The sequence below is a fragment of the Halomonas sp. CSM-2 genome, from assembly GCF_002119345.1.
Lineage (GTDB): Bacteria > Pseudomonadota > Gammaproteobacteria > Pseudomonadales > Halomonadaceae > Vreelandella > Vreelandella janggokensis.
Genome location: NZ_NBYR01000007.1, coordinates 167,738 through 187,274, shown reverse-complemented (window position 1 = coordinate 187,274; position 19,537 = coordinate 167,738). Strand labels below are relative to the sequence as shown.

Here is a 19,537-nt window from a genome sequence, read left to right as displayed (position 1 = left end):
CGCCAATCACGTTATACGCCGGGGCGGCAAGTGCCGCCCCGGCGGCGATCAGCAGCGCGTCACTATGGACATGCGTTTATTGGCCATAAACACGGTAGTCTTCCTCGGCAACTGTTTGGCCGACGCTTTCAACTTCGTCCAGTAGCCCCTGCACACGGGCTTCGTCCATGCCGAAGTCATCGACAATCCACTCCTGCCAGGCAGGGCGGGCAATCTCTGCCATGCGTTCGCGCTCTTCATCGGGCATCAGGTAGCACTCTTCAAAGCGTTCGCAGGATTCCACCCAACTGGCGGTGGCCAGTGCGCCGGACATGCCGTGGCTCATCTGGATCGCCTCACGCGCGGAGTTGATCAGCACCTGCTGCTGCTCTTCGGGCAGCGATTGGTACCACGACTCGCTGACCATCCAGGGGGCGCTGTTATACACATGCCCGGTGAGCGTGGTGTAGTCGGTGACGGCATCGAAGTTGAAGGTGGTGTTGAGCACCGGGGCATTGAACTGACCATCGGCAAGGCCGGTTTCCAGCGCGGTGATCAGCTCACCCCAGGGCAGCGGTGTGGCAGAAGCCCCGAGAGCTTGCATGATGGCGACATGGGCGGGGTTTTCTTCAGTGCGGATATTGAGCCCTTCCAGGTCTTCGACAGTCTCGATCAAGCGCACGTTGTTGGTAAACGCCACGAAGCCGCCGCCATCATCGAAGGTGCCGAGGTAGCGCATATCGGCGTCTTCAATGGTGCCGGACATGAAGTCAGCGAACCATTCACTGTCGAAGAAGGTCCAGGCTTGTCGCCAGTTAGTGAACAGGAAGGGTGCCGTGACCACCTGATAGTCGTCATAGAAAGACGACATGGCCCCGGCCGACATGATGGTCGACTGCAATGTACGTCCGCCCTGCACTTCCGAGCCATTCTCAACCTCGGAGCCTAACTGGCCGCCACCGAAGATGTTGACCGTCAGATCCCCGTCGGTACGTGCCTCGACAAGATTTTTGAAGTGCACCAGCGCCGGATAAATCGCGTTATTGCTCATGTCCTCCGGCAGTTGGGTGGCGATCACCATTTCATTGGATTGCGCCTGGGCATTAGCACTGGCAATGGCCAGGGGGAGTGCTGCCAGGGCGGCAATCAATATGGATTTGCTAGTGTTCATAACATACCTCGTTTTGGTTGTTGGTCGGTCTTGGTTATGACTGGCGTTACCACCTGATCGGTAGCGATTTCTTTGTTGTGTGGGTTATTCGGGAAGTGACTCCCATACTTCAATGGCGGCAGCGAGATCCTCAAGCGACGCGCCTACCGACTTGAACAGCGTAATCGCCTCCTTTCCCGAGCGTCCGGGCTTGGTGTCAGAAAGCACTTCGGCAAGCTCTGCCTGAATCTGGTCGAGCTGAAACTCCCCTTCCTCAACCGCCTGCAGAATATCCCCCGCCTCGCCTTGGGCACCGGCGTAGGTATCCACAAATACCTCGGCGCGGCGCAAACACAGGGCATCGGTTTCGCGCATTTGTGGACGAAACGCGCCAATCAAGTCCAGATGAGTGCCCTGGGTCAGCCATTCACCCTTGATCAGCGGCTGGGTGGAAAGCGTCACACAGCTGATGATGTCGGCCTCAGCCACGGCATCGGCCAGCTCGTCTACTACCTGTGTCTCGAAGCGTTCGGCGTAATCGTCAGCAATCGCTGCCGCCTTGCTGGGGTTGCGTCCCCAAATCAGCACCCGCTTGATAGGCCGCACGCTGGCGTGGGCTTCAATCACCATCGGCGCCAGCTTGCCAGTGCCTACGACCAGCAGGGTATCGGCGTCTTCATTCGCCAAGGCCTGGGCGGCAAGCGCCGACGCCGCGGCCGTGCGACGCCGGGTAAGCTCGCTGCCATCGATGCATGCCAACGGCTGTCCGTGCTTGCCCTCGCTGAGCAGATAAAGCCCGGAGATAGCAGGGACGCCATGGTCGGCGTTTTGCGGAAACACATTGACCATCTTGACGCCGATATACCCGGCTTCTTCCCAGGCGGGCATCAGCAGCATGGTGGCTTCGCCATCTGGCCGGTGCATGGCGTGATGGTGGCGCGGTGGCGACTCAACGCCATTCACGAAGGTGGCATGCAGCCGCTTGACCAGACCATCCCAACCCAGTGTTTGAGCGACGTCTTGAGCAGATACTACCCGCATATCAGGCCTCCGGCAGTGCGGCAATCACCATGATTTCCACCTTCCACTCGGGCTTGGCGAGTTTGGCTTCGACGGCAGCGCGCACGGGCGGGCGACCCGGCACGACCCAGGTATCCCAGGCGGCGTTCATCTGGTCGAACTCTGCCATGCTGGTGACCCAGATTTGCGCTGAAAGCAGCTGTTCTTTGGAGGTGCCGGCCTGGGCCAGTAGTTGATCAATACGTGCCAGCACTTGTTCGGTTTGCCCGCGCATATCCGCCGAGGCATCCATGGGGACCTGGCCCGCGAGGTAAACGGTGCCGTTATGAACCGCCACTTGGCTCATACGCGCATTGCTGTCTTGGTAAGTAACGCTCACTGGGTCTCTCCATCAAAAGGGCTTCTTCAGAGACTAGAACGCTATTGGGCAAATTACTTGCCCGACACTGCGGCAAGTTTGCCCGTAAGTCATGTAAACCGATCTCAGGATGGTGCCCGTTCGAGGTAACGCCTATCGGTCAGACGAGGGAGAGATGTCAAAATAGCGCCGGTACGCGCGGGAGAAGCTGCCCTGATCGCGAAAGCCGACCAGCATGGCGACATGCCCCAGGCTAAGCGTGCTGTGCCGTACCAACGTACGCGCATGCTCCAGGCGTCGGCGCTGAACATAGGCCAGCGGCGTCACGCCGGTCAGCTCGCGGAAACAGGTGTGGAAATGCCCCGGGCTCAAGGCACACAGTGCGGCCAGCTGCTCCACGCGAATGTCGTCGGCAAGGTGCTGATCCAACCAGGCATCCAGACGGGCGAGGTCGAGGCGTTCGCTGATGCAGTGCTGTCCCAATTGCTCAGCTACATCAGAGGTGGTGTCGTGCAGATACATGGTCAGCGCACGTAATAGCAGAATGGCGATTTCATTCTGCAGCGCAGGGCACTGCTCAAGCTGGCTGGCCAGGGCGTGGGTAAGCTGATTTAACCCAGGTGGCACGCTGAAAAAACGCGGCTTATCGAACAGGCGCTCAATCTCACTGCCTTTTTCAAGCGTGGCCAGTTGAGCAACGGGAACGTCCAGCACCAAGGTACGATTACTGCCATCGCCCTGGTACTCATGATGGCGCGACGCAGGAATCAGACACCCGCGACGGGCAGTCACCCTTTCCCCCTGCCCTTCCATCGAAAGCTCCGTGACACCACAGGTCGCCAGTATCAGTTGATGAAAATCGTGGGTATGGGCCACCTGCTCCTGGGACAAGTTGCGGCTGTGCAGCTCAAAAAGGGACATGGTGGAGTTCCGTCTTTCATCGAGGGCTGTTCAGACTCTCACTATAAGACGGCGAGACAACAAAATGCGAGAGGTTAGCCAACTGTGCGTTAACGCTACTCCGGATACGTGCAATGTGGATGACAAGCTGTCATCTGCAAGTCATGGATTCGGGTTAGGGTGGAATTATGCTGCCATAAGAGTTTAGACAACATGCCACAGCGTCGACGCCCTCCTCTCAACTCTCCGCTCAGTGACCAGGAAGTCGCGGCGCTAACCCATTTAGCCAACGGCAATGCTCTCCACCTGCAACATGAGGCTGACCGCGAGGCACGGTTGGAACCGGCGTTGACGATGCTTCACTCAACGGCCTCAATGGCTAATGCGCAGCCGGGATGCATGAAAGTACTGATGATTTCGGATGTCTACTTTCCTCGCGTCAATGGCGTATCCACCTCGATTGCCAGCTTTCGCGGCACCCTTGAACGCCTGGGCCACTCGGTCACGCTGATCTGCCCCGACTACCCGTTGGGCCAAGTGGACGAACCGGGTGTACTGCGTATCCGCTCGCACCCGGTGCCCGGCGATCCAGAGGATCGCATTATGCGCTACCGCGATCTGCTCGCTCTGACACCACAGCTTGCAGGCAAGGCTTTTGATGTTATTCATGTCCATACGCCCTTTACCGCCCACTATGCGGGTATTGCTCTGGGTCGCCGGCTCGGGCTTCCGGTGGTAGCGACCTACCACACGCTTTTTGAGGCGTATGTTCATCACTATATCCGCTGGTTACCAGGACGCTGGCTGCGCTTTGCGGCACGCAGGCTTTCAGTGCACCAGTGCCAGCAGCTAGATGCCTTAGTGGCACCTTCACGGACGATGCAGCAAGCAGTCGCCCACTACGGCGTGACGACACCCATCACGGTGATTGCCACTGGTTTAGCGCTAGAAGCGTTTTGTCAGCCTCAAGACCAGCGCGACTTTCGGGCTCACTACGATCTGCCTAGCGAAGCGCGGCTGCTGCTCTATTTCGGCCGTGCCGCCTTTGAGAAGAACATCGATTTTCTGATCGATATGCTGCCGCAGGTATTAGCCGACCACCCCACCACCCGGCTAATCATTACCGGCGAAGGTCCGGCCCATGCTTCACTTGTACGTCGCGCCCAGGACGTTGGCGTGTCAGACGCCGTAATTTTCCTTGGCTATCTCGACCGCCACGGCCCACTGCAAGCCGTCTACCGCGCTGCCGACGTTTTCGTCTTTGCATCACGCACAGAAACCCAGGGACTGGTACTGCTGGAGGCGATGGCGCTGGGCACACCGGTCGTTTCCACTGCCACGATGGGCACGCTTGATGTATTAAAAGAAGGAGAAGGCTGCCTGATCGCCGAGGAAAACCATAACGACTTCGCCACTAAAGTTAACCAGCTATTAAGCGATGAAACACACCGAGCACAGCTCGCCCTGCGCGGCCAAACCTATGCCGCCAGCTGGCATGAGGACACCAAGAGTGCCGCGCTGGTTGCTCTTTATCGAAGGTTGGCGGCTGAGCGTCTGGCTAATACGGGGATGGAAGTAAGGAAGTAAGCGCTGGAGTCTCTATTGACACTTTATGGACACGCTCAGGCATGCTGAAAGGGATAAACGCAAATTCCAGACACAAAAAAAGGGGCCTAAGCCCCTGATTTTAAATATGGTGCCGGTGGCCAGACTCGAACTGGCACGCCTGTTACAGCGGCGGATTTTGAATCCGCTGCGTCTACCAATTCCGCCACACCGGCAATGGCTGCGCATTATACGTAGATCACCTTCTAGGTCAATCACATTGACTGACTTTATCCACGTAAAGCGCTATCCTATGCCGCCCGTTTGGTCACCGATATAGAGCTTTATTCATGCAGCGCGCGGATTTTCACTTTGAGCTACCCGACGAGCTTATCGCCCGTTACCCGTCTGAACAGCGTAGCGACTGCCGTTTGCTATGCGTGGATGGCCAGAGCGGTGGGCTAGAACACCGTCGTTTTCCCGACTTGCTTGAGCTGCTTGAACCCGGCGACCTGCTGGTGTTCAACGACACTCGAGTGATCCCGGCGCGCCTGCACGGCCAGAAAGCCAGCGGTGGCAAGGTGGAAATGCTACTTGAACGCCCGCTGGATGCGCACCGCGGTCTCGCGCATATCCGTTCGAGCAAATCTCCCAAGCCCGGCACCGAGCTGATCTTTGAAGGCGATATTCACGCCGTCGTGGAAGGCCGTCGTGATGCGCTGTTCGAACTGCGCTTTCTGGGCGACACGCCAATGATTGCGCTGCTCGAAGCCCACGGCCATATGCCCCTGCCGCCCTACATTACCCGGGAAGACGAGCTCAGCGACCGAGAGCGCTATCAAACCGTCTATGCCCGGCGTGATGGTGCGGTGGCAGCACCTACGGCAGGCCTGCACTTCGATCAGCCGCTCCTCGATGCGCTGGCAGAAAAAGGGATCAACAGCGCCTTCGTGACCTTGCACGTCGGCGCTGGCACCTTCCAGCCGGTGCGCGTGGACAACATTCTTGAGCACCACATGCATAGCGAGTGGATTGATGTCTCAGAAGACACCTGCCAGCAGGTGCGCGCCACACAGGCAGCGGGCAAGCGGGTGATTGCGGTGGGTACGACCAGCGTGCGCTGCCTGGAGAGCGCCTGCCTCGAGAGCCCGGACAATCAAATTGCCCCGTTCAGTGGCGATACCGATATCTTCATCTACCCCGGCTATGAATGGCGCTGCGTGGATGCGCTGATCACCAATTTCCACCTGCCCGAATCAACACTGTTAATGCTGGTCTCGGCATTCGCAGGTTACGATAACATCATGCACGCCTATCAAGCGGCGGTTGACGAGCGCTATGCGTTTTTCAGCTATGGCGATGCCATGCTGCTGACCCGCTGATCATGTCGCGCTTTAACCGCTTTCTGAACGAGTAACAACGATGCGAAACGAATGCTTTATGCGCTTTGAGCGCCTGGCCGAGGATGGTCGCGCGCGCCGGGGTCGCCTTCACTTCCCGCGGGGAACGGTAGAAACACCTGCCTTTATGCCGGTAGGTACCTACGGCACGGTAAAAGGCATGACGCCCGAATCCGTCAAAGAGATTGGCGCCGAGATCATCCTGGGCAATACCTTTCACCTCTGGTTACGCCCCGGCACCGACGTCATCGAAGCCCACGGCGACCTTCACGACTTTGCCCAATGGGACAAGCCGATCTTGACCGACTCTGGTGGTTTTCAGGTGTTCTCGCTGGGCGAGATGCGCAAAATCACCGAGCAGGGGGTGCATTTCCGCTCGCCGGTGGACGGCAGCAAAGTGTTCATGGGCCCGGAAGAGTCCATGGCGGTTCAACGCTCGCTGGGATCCGATGTGGTGATGATCTTCGACGAGTGCACGCCTTACCCGGCAACGTTCGAAGAGGCCGAGAAATCCATGGAACTGTCGCTGCGGTGGGCCAAACGCTCGCGGGACGCCCATGGCGACTCCCCCTCGGCGCTGTTCGGCATCATCCAGGGCGGCATGCACCCTGAACTTCGTGAACGCTCTCTGAAGGGTTTGCTTGATATCGGCTTTGATGGGCTGGCGATCGGCGGCTTATCCGTGGGTGAGCCCAAGGACGAGATGATCAAGGTGCTCGACTATTTGCCCACCTGGATGCCCGACGACAAGCCCCGCTACCTGATGGGCGTCGGCAAACCCGAAGACTTGGTCGAAGGCGTACGCCGTGGCGTGGATATGTTCGACTGCGTGATGCCCACGCGCAACGCACGCAACGGCCACCTGTTTACCGCTGATGGTACCGTCAAGATCCGCAACGCCGCCCATCGCTTTGATACCCGGCCGCTTGAAGAAGACTGCGATTGCCATACCTGCCAGCATTTCTCACGTGGCTACCTGCACCATCTTGACCGCTGCAACGAAATGCTTGGCTCAATGCTCAATACCATCCACAATCTGCGTTATTATCAGAGGGTGATGGCTGATTTGCGCGCGGCAATCGAAGCGGGTACATTGACGAACTTTGTGGAAGGCTTCTATGCACGGCGCGGCCTGCCGGTGCCTCCCCTTGAGAATTAATCGGCGCGCGTACAAGCGGGCGCTTTCTCTTGCTCATTCATTGAGTTTATAACCCAGGAGTTATCTGCAATGCTGGATTTCTTTATCTCACCAGCCCACGCCCAAGCAGGCGGTGCTGGCGGTGGTATTGCGCAAATCGTGATGCTGGTCGGTTTTGTGCTGATTTTCTACTTCCTGCTTTGGCGCCCCCAGGCCAAGCGCGCGAAGCAGCACAAGCAATTGATCAGTAACCTGGACAAAGGCGATGAAATCGTCATTGGCGGCGGCATGGTAGGTCGCATCACCAAGGTGAGCGATGAATTTCTCACCATGGAAATCGCCGAAGGCACCGAAGTCAACGTGCAGAAAAACGCCGTTGCCACCGTACTGCCAAAGGGCACCATCAAGTCCATCTAATGTAATGATGTAGCACCCCTGCCTTAATGCCAGCCATCCCGGCAGGGGTGACATGGTATCCACGATGGTGAACCTTGCTGTGCGCAGTGAATCTGTGCACAGCATTCCGTTTGTAATTGAAGGCAGGGCTTGCATGCTCAACCGTTATCCCCTGTGGAAGTATCTCTTGATACTGGCCGTTTTAGTGGCCGGCCTTATCTACGCGCTTCCCAACCTGTTTCCTGAAGATCCCGCCGTCCAAATCAGTAGCGCCGAAACCGGCGAAACGCTGGATGAGAGCGAAATCGAGCGTGTCGAAAACGCCCTCGATGAGGCCGGCATTGCTGTCAAATCCATCGAACAAACCAACCAGCAGTGGCTTATCCGGCTGCCTAACCCCAACGATCAGCTACGCACCCAGGAAATCGCCAGCGATGTATTGGGTGATGATGCCACAGTGGCCCTTAACCTTGCCGAAGCCACCCCCGGCTGGCTGCAGGCGTTTTCCGCCTCACCCATGACGCTGGGCCTCGACTTGCGCGGCGGCGTTCACTTCCTGCTGGAAGTGGACATGGAAGCGGCCCTGACCCAGCGTCTGGAAGTTAACGCCAGTGCCGTTCGCGAAATGCTGCGTAGCGAGGGCATTCGCTATCGCAATACCGAGATAGACGAGCGCAGCCTGTCGCTTGACTTCGCAGGCGAAGAAGATCGCGATGAAGCGCGCCGCCTGATCAGCCGCGAGTTCCCCGACTTTGAATACCGCAACGAAGAAGAAGGCCGCGCGGCGCGCCTGGTGATGTCACTGACCGACGAATTGGTCAATGAAATCCAGGACTACGCGATCAATCAGAACCTGACCACGCTGCGTAACCGGGTGAATGAGCTGGGCGTCGCGGAGCCGCTGGTACAACGTCAAGGGCCTAACCGGATCGTTGTCGAACTACCCGGCGTACAGGATACCGTGGCCGCCAAGCGCGTTGTGGGTGCAACGGCTAACCTTGAATTCCGCCTGGAGGCACGCCCCGACACCCCCGACAACGAAACGGAAACCTTCAGCTTCCTCAACCAGCCATCACGTTCTGCCGACCTGATGCGCGACGTCATCGTCACCGGCGACAGCGTTTCAAACGCCAGCCGCAGCTTTGACGAAAACGGACGCCCACAGGTCAACATCGACCTTGATGGCACTGGCGGTACCCTGATGAACCGCGCCACCCGCAGCAATATCGGGCGCAACATGGCAGTGCTGTTTATCGAGCACAAGACCGAAGAGCGCACGGTCATGGAAAATGGGGAAGAGACCACGGTTCGCGAACCCTATGTGGAACGCGGCCTGATCAGTCTGGCGACCATCCAGAGCGCGCTGGGTAACAGCTTCCGCATTACCGGTCTTGAGTCACCCACCGAAGCTGCTGAGCTTGCCCTGCTGCTGCGTTCGGGGTCACTTGCCGCCCCCATCTACTTCGTCCAGGAACGCACTATCGGGCCAAGCCTGGGGGCCGACAACATCGAGCGCGGTTTGCTATCGGTCCAGATCGGCTTGTTACTGGTCGCCCTGTTCATGCTGATTCGCTACAAGGTTTTCGGTATTTTTGCCAACATCGCGCTGGCACTGAACCTGACGCTGCTGGTAGCTGCCATGTCGCTTTTGGGCGCCACGCTGACGCTTCCGGGGATCGCCGGCATCGTGCTCACGCTAGGCATGGCCGTCGACGCCAACGTACTGATATTCGAGCGAATACGCGAAGAATTGCGCAATGGCATGTCGATTCAGCAAGCGATCTACTCGGGTTACGAGCGTGCGTTCACCTCGATCGTCGACGCCAACATCACCACGCTGCTGGTGGCGGTCATTCTGTTCTCCATTGGCACCGGGCCGGTCAAAGGCTTCGCCGTCACCCTGTCGATCGGTATTTTGACTTCGATGTTTACCGCACTGTTGGTGACGCGCGCCATGGTCAACCTGACCTACGGCAGCAAGCCCGTCAAAAAGCTGTGGATCTAACGCCAATGCTCAGCCCAGATTTCACGAGGTGGTCATGAAACCTTTAACACAACGGCAAATCGACTTTATGGGGCGCCGCAAACTGGCGTTCATCGTCGCTGCCGTCCTGCTGATCGTGTCGATTGGCGCGATTTTTTTCCAGCAGCTGAATCTAGGCCTGGACTTCACTGGCGGCACCCTGATTGAAGTGCGCTACGCCGAAGCTCCTGCTCTCGACACGATACGCCAACTGCTGCAAGACAACGGCTTTGAAGACGTGGCCGTACAAACCTTTGGCGCTTCCAGCGAAGTGCTCATACGCCTGCGCCAAGCTTTCGATCCGGATATTGGAAATCAGGTCGTCAACTTACTGAGAGGCGATGGCGCAAGCGTTGATCTGGTGCGCGCCGAATTCGTCGGGGCTCAGGTCGGTGACCAATTGCGCGACCAAAGCGGCATGGGGTTACTGGTCGCACTGGGTGTGGTGATGCTCTACGTGGCGCTTCGCTTCCAATACAAGTTCGCTATTGGTGCCCTGCTTGCGTTGATGCATGACGTCATTATCGTGGTCGGTTTTTTCGCCATATTTCAGCTCGATTTCGACCTGACTGTGCTGGCAGCAATTCTCGCCGTCATTGGTTACTCACTGAACGATACCATTGTGGTATACGACCGCATGCGCGAAGAAATCCGTATGTCGCGCATTGATGATATGCCGCAAATCTTCAACGATGCGATCAATGCCACGCTCTCTCGGACGCTGGCAACTTCAGGTACCACTCTGCTGGTACTCATTGCCCTGTTATTGCTGGGCGGCGACATGATCCAAAACTTCGCCATCGCCCTGCTGGTGGGTATCGTGGTGGGGACATTTTCATCCATCTATGTCTCTGGCGCACTACTTCTCCCACTCAAGCTGTCGCGGGAAGACTTGATTCCTCCCCAGAAAGAAACCGACGAAGAAGAGGAAGAACTGCCCTAATCAGGCAGGCTTTGCTTCCAAAAAAACGCCCCTGCCGTTATCCACGGCAGGGGCGTTTTGCTTTGATGACGGTGTCTTGATAATCGGGTTTAGATGGTTAGACCTTAAAGGTGGGGTGCAAGCTGCTTGATAATCGCTTTATACAGACGCGGCCCCGCCGCCAACAGCTGGCCTTCGGCTTTCACGTTGGGCTGCCCGTCCGGAGTGCCCATCAACGCACCGGCCTCCTTCAATAATAGACTGCCCACCTGCAGATCCTGCTCTTCAAGTCCCAGCACAAAGGCGCTGTCGACGCGTCCCGTCGCCAACTCGCAGATATCCAGCAACCCACTGCCCGTGGCCACAAGCGTATCTAACTGGGGAGCCAACTGTTGGGTAATGGTCAAGTAAGCAGGTAGATGACGGGTGCGTAACCACGCTTCGGGAAGGCTCATCGCCAGGCGGGTAGCGCTTATCGCCTTGGCTTGGCTAACCCGCATACGCTTACCGTTATGCTGGGCACCCCGGCCACGGCTGGCGATGTACTCGTCGTCCGCAAAGGGGGCGATAATCACCGCATGCTCGGGACGACCTTTAATCAGACACACCACTGACAGTGCAAAGCCCTTACCTGCCACGGCCAGATTGGAGTAGCCGTGCAGCGGTTCAATTTTCCAGACGATATCCTCGCTTTCAGCCTGCCCGGGCTTGAAAGTCGTGTAGCGCCCGATGACGCCGTGCTGAGGATAGCCACGCTCCAGTTGCTGAACAATTGTCGCCTCGGCTTTACGCGCCGTGTCTTCAAGCAACTTGTCGAGATTGAATTCATCGTGGGCATTTTCAATGCGCTCACGCACCTTCAAAAAATGCTCAACAGCGCTACGCGCGGCGCGCAGCGTAAATTGGACCATTGGATTCATGGTTGGGCCTTGTCACAGTGATGTTAAAGAACGTTAGGCGTAGACATCGCCTATGGCGCGCAATTCTAGCAGACCGCTATCGGGCATGCTATCGACTCATGGTAAACTGCGCCTTTTCCGCTTCTAGGGGTCGGGTTTTATCATGCTTGAGCGCGTCCGCATTGTACTTATTGGCACCAGTCATCCTGGCAATATCGGGGGGGTCGCCCGCGCCATGCATAATATGGGGCTCGCCGACCTGGCGCTGGTGGCGCCGCGCTGCGAGGTCATCACCCAGGAGAGCATTTCCCGCGCCTCGGGCGCCGACCACCTGCTTCACAGCGCTCAGGTGTTTGCGACCATCGAAGACGCCGTGGCGGACTGCACGCTGGCGGTGGGTGCCAGCGCCCGCTCGCGTACCCTGCCGTGGCCGATGATAACCCCCCGCGAGCTGGCCGACCGCCTGCCCGGAGAATGCCGGCCGAGCGAGTCGCGCGTGGCGCTGGTCTTTGGCCGTGAGGACAGCGGCCTGACCAACGCCGAGCTTCAGCGCTGCCATGCTCACGTGCATATCCCCACCAATGCTGATTTCAGCTCGCTCAACCTGGCGGCGGCCGTTCAGGTACTCGCCTATGAATGCCGCATGGCCTGGTTATCTCAAGCCAGCCAGGAGCCCAGCACCACTGATCCAGCGGACGCGGCTCTGCCGGTCACCGTATCGGAAGCGGACGATGAACTGGCTTCACACGCAGCTCTTGAAAACTATTTTGAACACCTGGAACGCGTACTGATCGCCATCGGGTTCCATGACCCAGAGAAGCCCCGTCAGCTTATGGCGCGCCTGCGACGTCTTTACCTTCGCGCCCGCCCTGAACAGATGGAAATGAATATTCTACGCGGGATTTTATCCGCCACCGAAAAGGCGGCGCATCACAAGCAGCCGCGTGAGTGAAGCGCTAGACTTGAAGAGAGTGTCACGCGCCCCCAGTATCAGATGTCTACTGCGCTCGATGACCCTGCGATTCGGGTCAAAACCACCCGGTGACGAATCGAACTGCCAACGCCCAAGGGATCCCCATGTTTCAACGCCTGCGTGAAGATATTAACAGCGTCTTTGAGCGCGACCCGGCCGCCCGCAACTTTCTTGAGGTACTGACCAACTACCCCGGACTTCACGCGCTGCTGCTGCATCGCTGCAGTCACTGGCTGTGGAAAAAAAACCTCAAGTGGCTATCGCGCTCAATGTCGACGTTTGGACGCTGGCTGACGGGCATCGAAATCCATCCCGGCGCGACCATCGGGCGGCGTTTTTTCATTGACCACGGCATGGGCGTGGTGATTGGCGAGACCGCCAGAGTGGGCGATGACGTAACGCTCTATCAGGGGGTCACGCTTGGGGGTACCAGCTGGCACAAGGGCAAGCGCCACCCGACGCTGGGCGATGGCGTGATCGTCGGCGCGGGAGCGAAAATCCTCGGCCCCTTCACCGTCGGTGCGGGCGCTAAAATCGGCTCCAATGCCGTGGTCACCAAGGAAGTCCCGGCCGGGGCGACGGTGGTCGGCATTCCCGGCAAGGTAGTGAAACGTGCCGACCCGGATGTCGAAGAAGCCCTGGACGTCGACCCGGCTCGCCGCGAAGCAATCTGCCAGAAATTCGGTTTTGATGCCTACGGCGTAAGCGAGGACATGCCCGACCCAGTCGCCCGTTCCATGCAGGCCATGCTGGATCACATGCACGCCGTGGATGAACGTATCGAACGCATGTGCTCGACGCTGCGCAAACTGGATGCCAGCTATCGGGATGGCCAGCTACCGGCGCTGCGCGATGAGGATTTCGCCGATATTCTGGATGAAGCCGACGGCGCCTGCTCGGATTCAGCAAAATATCCACGATCAACGACCTCGGCTGAGAAGGACGCTTCATCGGGTAATGGTTGACCAAAGCACTCGGGTTTTCCCATAATGGCGAAACATTTGCCGTTAGCGCTGAGCCACCGGCGTCGAGGTACCTGTCATGCGTTTGACTACCAAAGGGCGTTACGCCGTAACCGCCATGTTGGACTTAGCCCTGAATGCCCAGCATGGGCCCACCAGCCTTAGCGATATTTCCCAGCGCCAGGAAATATCCCTGTCGTATTTAGAGCAACTGTTTGCACGGTTACGCCGTTACGGGCTGGTGAATAGCGTGCGGGGCCCGGGTGGCGGTTACCTCCTCGCCCACGCACCTGACAGCATCAGCGTTTCCCAGGTAATTGACGCGGTTAACGAAACCGTCGACGCCACACGCTGCCAGGGGCTTTCGGACTGCCAGCAGGGAGATACCTGCCTGACGCACCATTTATGGTGCGATCTCTCGGCGCAGATTCGCCATTTTCTGAACGACGTGACGCTGGCTCAGTTGATGCAGCGACCCGATGTAATGCAGGTCGCTGAACGCCAGCAGCAACGGGTCGCGGCAGGTATCCTTGCTTCGTCAACCTGATACGCCAGCACCTTCTTTCCACCACAGGTACATGACCACGATGACTGCTGCTTCGCTTCCCATCTACCTTGATTATGCCGCCACAACGCCGGTCGACCAGCGTGTGGCCGAGGTGATGCAGCGTTACCTGACCGTGGATCAACTGTTCGCCAACCCGGCTTCGCGCAGCCACATGCTGGGCTGGCAGGCGGAACAAGCCGTGGAGCAGGCACGTCGCCAAGTGGCCGATACGATCGGTGCTGACCCACGCGAAATCGTCTGGACCAGCGGTGCCACCGAGGCCGACAACCTGGCACTGATCGGCTTCATGCGCGCCAATCGCGAACGGGGCATGCACCTGGTGACGTCAGCCATTGAACACAAGGCGATTATCGACACCGCCCGGGCGCTTGAAAACGAGGGCTTTGAGGTTACCTGGCTGACGCCGGGAACCGACGGCTGCATCCAGCCCGATCAACTACGCGAGGCCATGCGGGATGACACCGCGCTGGTTTCGCTAATGGCGGTCAACAACGAGCTCGGCAGCATCAATGACATTGCCGCCCTCGCCGCGGTGACCCACGAGTTCGGTGCCGCCTTTCATTGCGATGCCGCCCAGGCCGTCGGCCGCATCGAACTATCGGTGGTCGCCCAGCAGGTGGACCTAATGTCGCTGTCAGGCCACAAGGCCTATGGGCCGAAGGGCGTGGGGGCGCTCTTCGTGAAGCGCCACCCGGATATGCGCATTGAAGCGCTGATTCACGGCGGCGGCCACGAGCGTGGCATGCGCTCGGGCACCCTGCCCACGCACCAGATTGCCGGCATGGGCGAAGCCTTTAACCTGATGCAGCAGCAATATGCTGCAGATCAAACGCATATCACCCAACTGCAGCAACGCTTTCTGAAAGGACTGGAGGGACTGGACGGTGTCTACGCCAATACCCCTATTTCCCAGGCAGTCCCCAATATTTTGAACCTCGCCTTTGAAGGTGTGGAAGGTGAATCGCTACTGATGGGGCTGCGCGATGTCGCTGTCTCTACCGGCTCTGCATGCAACTCTGCAAGCGTAGATCCGTCATACGTATTACTTGGCATTGGCGTACCGCGACGTCTTGCCCTCTCGTCGATACGTTTCAGCTTCGGACGCTTTACTACCGAGGCTGACATCGACCATGCCATCACGCTTATCCGCCATGCGGTGAGCGGGCTGCGCGCTTAGCAGCGCTAAGCGGCTGACTACTTACAGGAGGACGCCTCAATGGCCACACTCAACATTACCCCAGCTGCCGCCCAGCAGATCCAGCAAGTGCTCGACGAACGCGGTCAAGGTTTGGGCCTGCGCGTTTCCGTCAAGCCCAGCGGCTGCTCAGGCTATAGCTATGTACTGGACTTTGCCGATCAGGTGAACGATGAGGACGTTCGCTTCGAGGCCAATGGTGCGAGCGTTTATGTTGCCCCCGACGCCGTTGAGATGCTCGACGGCAGCGAAGTCGACTACGTCAACGAAGGCTTGAATCGCTTTTTCCGTTTCAATAACCCCAACGTAAAAGACGAATGCGGCTGCGGTGAAAGCTTTACCGTCTAGTGCGCGTTGCAGGCTCATGACGGGGCGGTATTCATCCCCCGGCTTAAGCGCTATAATCGCGCCACTCGTTAGCCGACATGGCTGGCGACACCTTATTTGTACCGCCCCGGCCCACCGGGGCGGCAATGTTTTTCATCCTTTCAGGAGACGCTGAACATGGCAACTGAACGCACGCTATCTATCATCAAGCCCGACGCCGTAGCCAAAAACGCCATTGGCGAGATCATCGCCCGTTTTGAGAACGCCGGGCTGCGCGTGGTCGCCGCAAAAATGCTGCACCTGTCTGAAGAAAAAGCCGGCGGCTTTTACGCTGAGCATAAAGAGCGTCCGTTCTTCAAGGACCTGGTCGGTTTCATGACCTCAGGCCCGGTTGTCGTGCAAGTGCTTGAAGGCGAAGGCGCGGTTGCCAAAAATCGCGACTTGATGGGAGCCACCAACCCCAAGGAAGCCGCAGCCGGCACGATTCGCGCCGATTTTGCGGAAACAATCGACGCCAACGCTGTCCATGGCTCTGACTCTGTGGAAAGCGCCGAGCGCGAAATTAACTACTTCTTCAGCAACGACGAAATCTGCCCGCGCTAGCCTTTAAGGTAGCGCCGCCGTTTCAACGTCTGTTGCCGGCCATTTACGCGGGGGCTTCGCCCTCGCCATTTCCCAATACGCTGACCGCCATGACCACCACCGTAGCCCAACATACGCCTAGCTCTGCCCCCCAACATACGCCCAGCGCAAAAGCGACGCCCGAGCGTCATAACCTGCTGGGTATGTCGCGCGAGCAGATGGCGGCCTTTTTTGTCTCTATCGGCGAAAAGAAATTTCGTGCCGCCCAGGTGATGAAGTGGATTCACATCGAAGGGTGCGATGACTTTTCCGCGATGACCAACCTGTCGAAACCGCTGCGGGAAAAGCTCGCCCAGGTGGCGGAAATTCGCGGGCCGGGGGTGATCTACGAGGGCACTTCGAGCGATGGCACACGCAAGTGGGTGCTGGAAGTGGAAGACGGCAGCTACGTCGAGACCGTGCTGATCCCTGCCGAAAACGGTAAGCGCCGCACCCTGTGCGTTTCTTCCCAGGTGGGCTGCTCGCTGGACTGCAGCTTCTGCTCGACCGGCAAGCAAGGCTTTCAGCGCAATCTCACTGCCGCTGAAATCATCGGTCAGGTGTGGGTCGCCCAGCGCAGCGTCGGGCCGCGGCGGGACACTGCCAACCGGCCGGTGACCAATGTGGTGATGATGGGCATGGGCGAGCCGCTCCTCAACTATGATAACGTCGTGCCGGCCATGAAGCTGATGCTCGACGACGACGGCTATGGCCTGTCCAAGCGCCGGGTCACGCTTTCCACCTCGGGCGTGGTACCCATGCTGGACAAGCTCGGCGATGAGCTTGACGTCAGCCTGGCAGTGTCGCTTCACGCCGCCAACGATGAGCTGCGTAACGAACTCGTACCGCTAAATCGCAAGTACAACATACGGTCATTGATGGATGCCTGTCACCGCTATTTGGCTAAATGCCCAGAAAACCGATTGGTGACCATCGAATATACCCTGATCAAAGACGTCAATGACCAGCAAGAGCACGCCGAGCAGTTAGCGGCGCTGCTCGACGAGCTACCCTGTAAAATCAATTTGATTCCGTTCAACCCGTTCCCCAACTCCGGGTATGAAACACCATCGCGGAACCAGACAATGCGTTTCCAGCAGTGGCTGCACGACTTGGGCTACACTGCTCCCATTCGGTCGACGCGCGGCGATGATATTGATGCCGCCTGCGGACAGCTTGTGGGCCGGGTGAAGGATCGCACCAAACGCAGCGCCCGCTATATCCAATCGATTCAATTGGATGCCGACTGATGAGACGCCTTCTTGACTTCCGGTTAACACAGCGCTTTGATGGACACGGTTTAATTTAGCGATCCCCCTTTTTTACCGTTACCTTGCGAGGATCTACATGATGTGTCACCGCAGGCTTTACCACCCATCTCGGGTGTCCTTGCTCGCCGCGCTGATCGGCAGCATGTGGCTAGCCGGCTGTGCCTCTACCTCCAATGTACCCTCCTCGCCGTCACCTCCCGAGGCCGCATCAGCCTATACCCAGCTCGGCGTTGCCTACCTGGAACGCGACAACCTGCCAAGAGCACTCAATGCACTGGACCGTGCGCTTGAGATCGCCCCCGATAATGCGGAAGCGCTGCAGGCCATCGCGCTGGTTTACCAGCAGCAAGGGGAAAGCAACCTGGCTGACCAGCATTTCCAACGTGCTATCGAGACGGCGCCCGAGTTTACCCGTGCGCGTAACAATTACGCCGCGTTTCTTTACCAAGAGGGGCAAGTGGAAGCCGCCTGCAACCAACTGGAAATCGCTTCCAAGGATGCCCAGTACGATAATCGTACCCAACTTTTTGCCAATTTAGGGCAGTGCTATATGGCCCTGGGCGAGACGGAATTAGCACGCGAGCGCTTTAAACGCGCGCAACAAATCGATCCGCGCAACCCACGCGGCTATTTAATGTTAGCTGAACTCGAATATTCACAGGGCAATTACGCCGAGGCATGGTCACCGCTGCAAAAACACCTGCAGCTTGCCGGGCCGAGCCAGGATGCGCTGACGCTGGCCATTGATATTGCCGAAGCCAGAGGCGATCACGCCGCTGTGGCCGACTATCAACGTCAGCTGAGTGCCAATTGAGCGATGGACGCCCTGACCACCGATTATTTAATGAAGGATGCTCAGCCATGAGCGAGACACCGTCACAAGCTAGCGACACCCCAAATGTTAATGACTCCCCCGGCGAGCTGTTGGCCCGCCGCCGCGAACAACTTGACATTGCCCTTAACGACGCCGCTCGGGCGCTGAATCTGCGCCCTGCCGTTGTCGATGGCCTCGAGCGCGATGATTACAGCGAAATCCCGGTGGTGACCTATCGCCGCGGTTACCTGCGCGCCTATGCCAAATATCTCGAACTGGATGAACGACAGATACTTGAGGCTTACCGGGCGCGCTTTGGCGAAGCCGATGTCGAACGCAAAGTTACGCCGGTCGCAGTCACCAAGCCGCCCTCACGACTGGGCGCCTGGTTATTCAAGCTGGTGACATTACTGGTCATCGTGGCGTTGATTGCCGTTACCGTCATGTGGTGGCAAAGCCGCGGGGGGAACGAGCTCCCTGACCTGGATTCATCGTCACAAATGGACACACCCGAAGAGCAGGACCAGGCCGGTGATTTATTAGACGAGCCTTCACAGACTGAATCGGCGGTTTCATCCAGCGACGCAGAAGAAGAAACGACATTTGACGATCTGGTCGCTGAAGATGACACCAGCACAGCGGAGAGCAATCTTGCCGCAGAAAGCACCGAAGACAGTATCAGTGAGACAACAAGTAACGATACGTCCTCAACTGAACCTGATCCTGCATCGCTGGTCGACGGCGATGAGGCGGCTCAGGCCAACAATCTGGCAACAACGGATAGCGAGGATGATGACAGCAACAGCGATGACGGCAACAACGACGCCAACCCTAACCTTCTGACGCTGACCTTCAACGAACAGTCATGGACCGAAATTATCGACGCTGACAACCAGCGCGTGCTGGTAGGACTTCAAGAACCTGGCACGTCTGCCAGTGTCGAAGGTCAGCCACCGTTCCGGCTCACCGTGGGCAACGTCACTGGCGTTGAAATGCGCTATCAAGGCGAAGACGTCGACTTGACCTCTCGCGCAGGCGCCAACAACGTGGCTCGCTTCACTCTGGGAGAGTAACCG

20 protein-coding genes and 1 tRNA gene are annotated in these 19,537 nt (G+C 58.1%); 15 read left to right on the top strand and 6 right to left on the bottom strand.

The annotated features are described in order from the left end of the window. Positions 1-76: 76 nt before the first annotated feature. The 4 genes from dctP to B7L15_RS07885 all read right to left on the bottom strand — a co-directional run bounded on the left by dctP (position 77) and on the right by B7L15_RS07885 (position 3,428). The gene (gene dctP / locus B7L15_RS07900) at positions 77-1,150 is read right to left on the bottom strand and encodes a TRAP transporter substrate-binding protein DctP (RefSeq protein ID WP_066321849.1); all 1,074 of its coding nucleotides are present in this window, start codon (positions 1,148-1,150) and stop codon (positions 77-79) included. An 84-nt stretch (positions 1,151-1,234) separates the two neighbouring features. After that, positions 1,235-2,170 carry an ornithine cyclodeaminase family protein gene (locus tag B7L15_RS07895; RefSeq protein WP_085918443.1) on the bottom strand — a complete coding sequence of 312 codons (936 nt, stop codon included), beginning with the start codon at positions 2,168-2,170 and terminating at the stop codon, positions 1,235-1,237. Position 2,171: 1 nt separating this feature from the next. After that, positions 2,172-2,528 carry a RidA family protein gene (locus B7L15_RS07890; RefSeq protein WP_085918442.1) on the bottom strand — a complete coding sequence of 119 codons (357 nt, stop codon included), beginning with the start codon at positions 2,526-2,528 and terminating at the stop codon, positions 2,172-2,174. Between the two features lie 132 nt (positions 2,529-2,660). After that, positions 2,661-3,428, bottom strand: a complete 768-nt coding sequence (locus B7L15_RS07885) for a helix-turn-helix transcriptional regulator (protein WP_085918441.1) — start codon at positions 3,426-3,428, stop codon at positions 2,661-2,663. 192 nt (positions 3,429-3,620) lie between these two features. Here B7L15_RS07885 and B7L15_RS07880 point away from each other — a divergent pair, with 192 nt between their 5' ends. Beyond that, entirely contained in the window at positions 3,621-4,994 is a 1,374-nt protein-coding gene (locus B7L15_RS07880) for a glycosyltransferase (RefSeq protein WP_085918440.1), read from the top strand. 107 nt (positions 4,995-5,101) lie between these two features. Here the strand turns inward: B7L15_RS07880 and B7L15_RS07875 are convergent. After that, positions 5,102-5,188 (bottom strand) — tRNA-Leu (locus B7L15_RS07875). A 114-nt stretch (positions 5,189-5,302) separates the two neighbouring features. On the opposite strand from B7L15_RS07875, the gene queA reads away from it, so the two are divergent. The 5 genes from queA (at position 5,303) to secF (ending at position 10,852) form a co-directional block, all read left to right on the top strand. Next, the gene (queA, locus tag B7L15_RS07870) at positions 5,303-6,334 is read left to right on the top strand and encodes a tRNA preQ1(34) S-adenosylmethionine ribosyltransferase-isomerase QueA (RefSeq protein ID WP_085918439.1); all 1,032 of its coding nucleotides are present in this window, start codon (positions 5,303-5,305) and stop codon (positions 6,332-6,334) included. Positions 6,335-6,392: 58 nt separating this feature from the next. Beyond that, positions 6,393-7,511, top strand: a complete 1,119-nt coding sequence (gene tgt, locus B7L15_RS07865; RefSeq protein WP_085918465.1) for a tRNA guanosine(34) transglycosylase Tgt — start codon at positions 6,393-6,395, stop codon at positions 7,509-7,511. Between the two features lie 69 nt (positions 7,512-7,580). Next, on the top strand, positions 7,581-7,907 hold the full coding sequence (gene yajC / locus B7L15_RS07860) for a preprotein translocase subunit YajC (protein ID WP_066321865.1): 327 nt from the start codon (positions 7,581-7,583) through the stop codon (positions 7,905-7,907). 133 nt (positions 7,908-8,040) lie between these two features. Continuing rightward, a complete protein-coding gene (secD, locus tag B7L15_RS07855) occupies positions 8,041-9,891 on the top strand; it encodes a protein translocase subunit SecD (RefSeq protein WP_085918464.1) in 1,851 nt (616 codons plus the stop codon). A gap of 34 nt (positions 9,892-9,925) precedes the next feature. Beyond that, the gene (gene secF, locus B7L15_RS07850; RefSeq protein ID WP_085918438.1) at positions 9,926-10,852 is read left to right on the top strand and encodes a protein translocase subunit SecF; all 927 of its coding nucleotides are present in this window, start codon (positions 9,926-9,928) and stop codon (positions 10,850-10,852) included. Positions 10,853-10,956: 104 nt separating this feature from the next. Here secF and B7L15_RS07845 read toward each other — a convergent pair whose 3' ends face one another. Continuing rightward, positions 10,957-11,751: an inositol monophosphatase family protein gene (locus tag B7L15_RS07845; protein ID WP_085918437.1), complete on the bottom strand. Its 795-nt coding sequence runs from the start codon at positions 11,749-11,751 to the stop codon at positions 10,957-10,959. Between the two features lie 142 nt (positions 11,752-11,893). Here B7L15_RS07845 and B7L15_RS07840 point away from each other — a divergent pair, with 142 nt between their 5' ends. The 9 genes from B7L15_RS07840 (at position 11,894) to B7L15_RS07800 (ending at position 19,534) form a co-directional block, all read left to right on the top strand. Beyond that, positions 11,894-12,682 carry an RNA methyltransferase gene (locus B7L15_RS07840; RefSeq protein ID WP_085918436.1) on the top strand — a complete coding sequence of 263 codons (789 nt, stop codon included), beginning with the start codon at positions 11,894-11,896 and terminating at the stop codon, positions 12,680-12,682. Between the two features lie 125 nt (positions 12,683-12,807). Beyond that, positions 12,808-13,668, top strand: coding sequence for a serine O-acetyltransferase (cysE, locus tag B7L15_RS07835; protein WP_085918435.1), 861 nt, complete (start codon positions 12,808-12,810; stop codon positions 13,666-13,668). Positions 13,669-13,744: 76 nt separating this feature from the next. Beyond that, on the top strand, positions 13,745-14,212 hold the full coding sequence (gene iscR, locus B7L15_RS07830) for a Fe-S cluster assembly transcriptional regulator IscR (protein WP_085918434.1): 468 nt from the start codon (positions 13,745-13,747) through the stop codon (positions 14,210-14,212). 40 nt (positions 14,213-14,252) lie between these two features. Then, complete coding sequence (locus B7L15_RS07825) at positions 14,253-15,410, top strand: IscS subfamily cysteine desulfurase (protein WP_085918433.1); 1,158 nt, start codon at positions 14,253-14,255, stop codon at positions 15,408-15,410. 39 nt (positions 15,411-15,449) lie between these two features. After that, positions 15,450-15,776 carry a HesB/IscA family protein gene (locus B7L15_RS07820; RefSeq protein WP_085918432.1) on the top strand — a complete coding sequence of 109 codons (327 nt, stop codon included), beginning with the start codon at positions 15,450-15,452 and terminating at the stop codon, positions 15,774-15,776. 156 nt (positions 15,777-15,932) lie between these two features. Then, positions 15,933-16,358, top strand: coding sequence for a nucleoside-diphosphate kinase (gene ndk / locus B7L15_RS07815; RefSeq protein WP_085918431.1), 426 nt, complete (start codon positions 15,933-15,935; stop codon positions 16,356-16,358). Positions 16,359-16,447: 89 nt separating this feature from the next. Next, positions 16,448-17,626, top strand: coding sequence for a 23S rRNA (adenine(2503)-C(2))-methyltransferase RlmN (gene rlmN / locus B7L15_RS07810; RefSeq protein ID WP_085918463.1), 1,179 nt, complete (start codon positions 16,448-16,450; stop codon positions 17,624-17,626). Positions 17,627-17,723: 97 nt separating this feature from the next. Continuing rightward, entirely contained in the window at positions 17,724-18,461 is a 738-nt protein-coding gene (gene pilW / locus B7L15_RS07805; protein WP_085918430.1) for a type IV pilus biogenesis/stability protein PilW, read from the top strand. Between the two features lie 47 nt (positions 18,462-18,508). Next, positions 18,509-19,534 carry a RodZ domain-containing protein gene (locus B7L15_RS07800; RefSeq protein ID WP_085918429.1) on the top strand — a complete coding sequence of 342 codons (1,026 nt, stop codon included), beginning with the start codon at positions 18,509-18,511 and terminating at the stop codon, positions 19,532-19,534. Positions 19,535-19,537 lie beyond the last annotated feature (3 nt).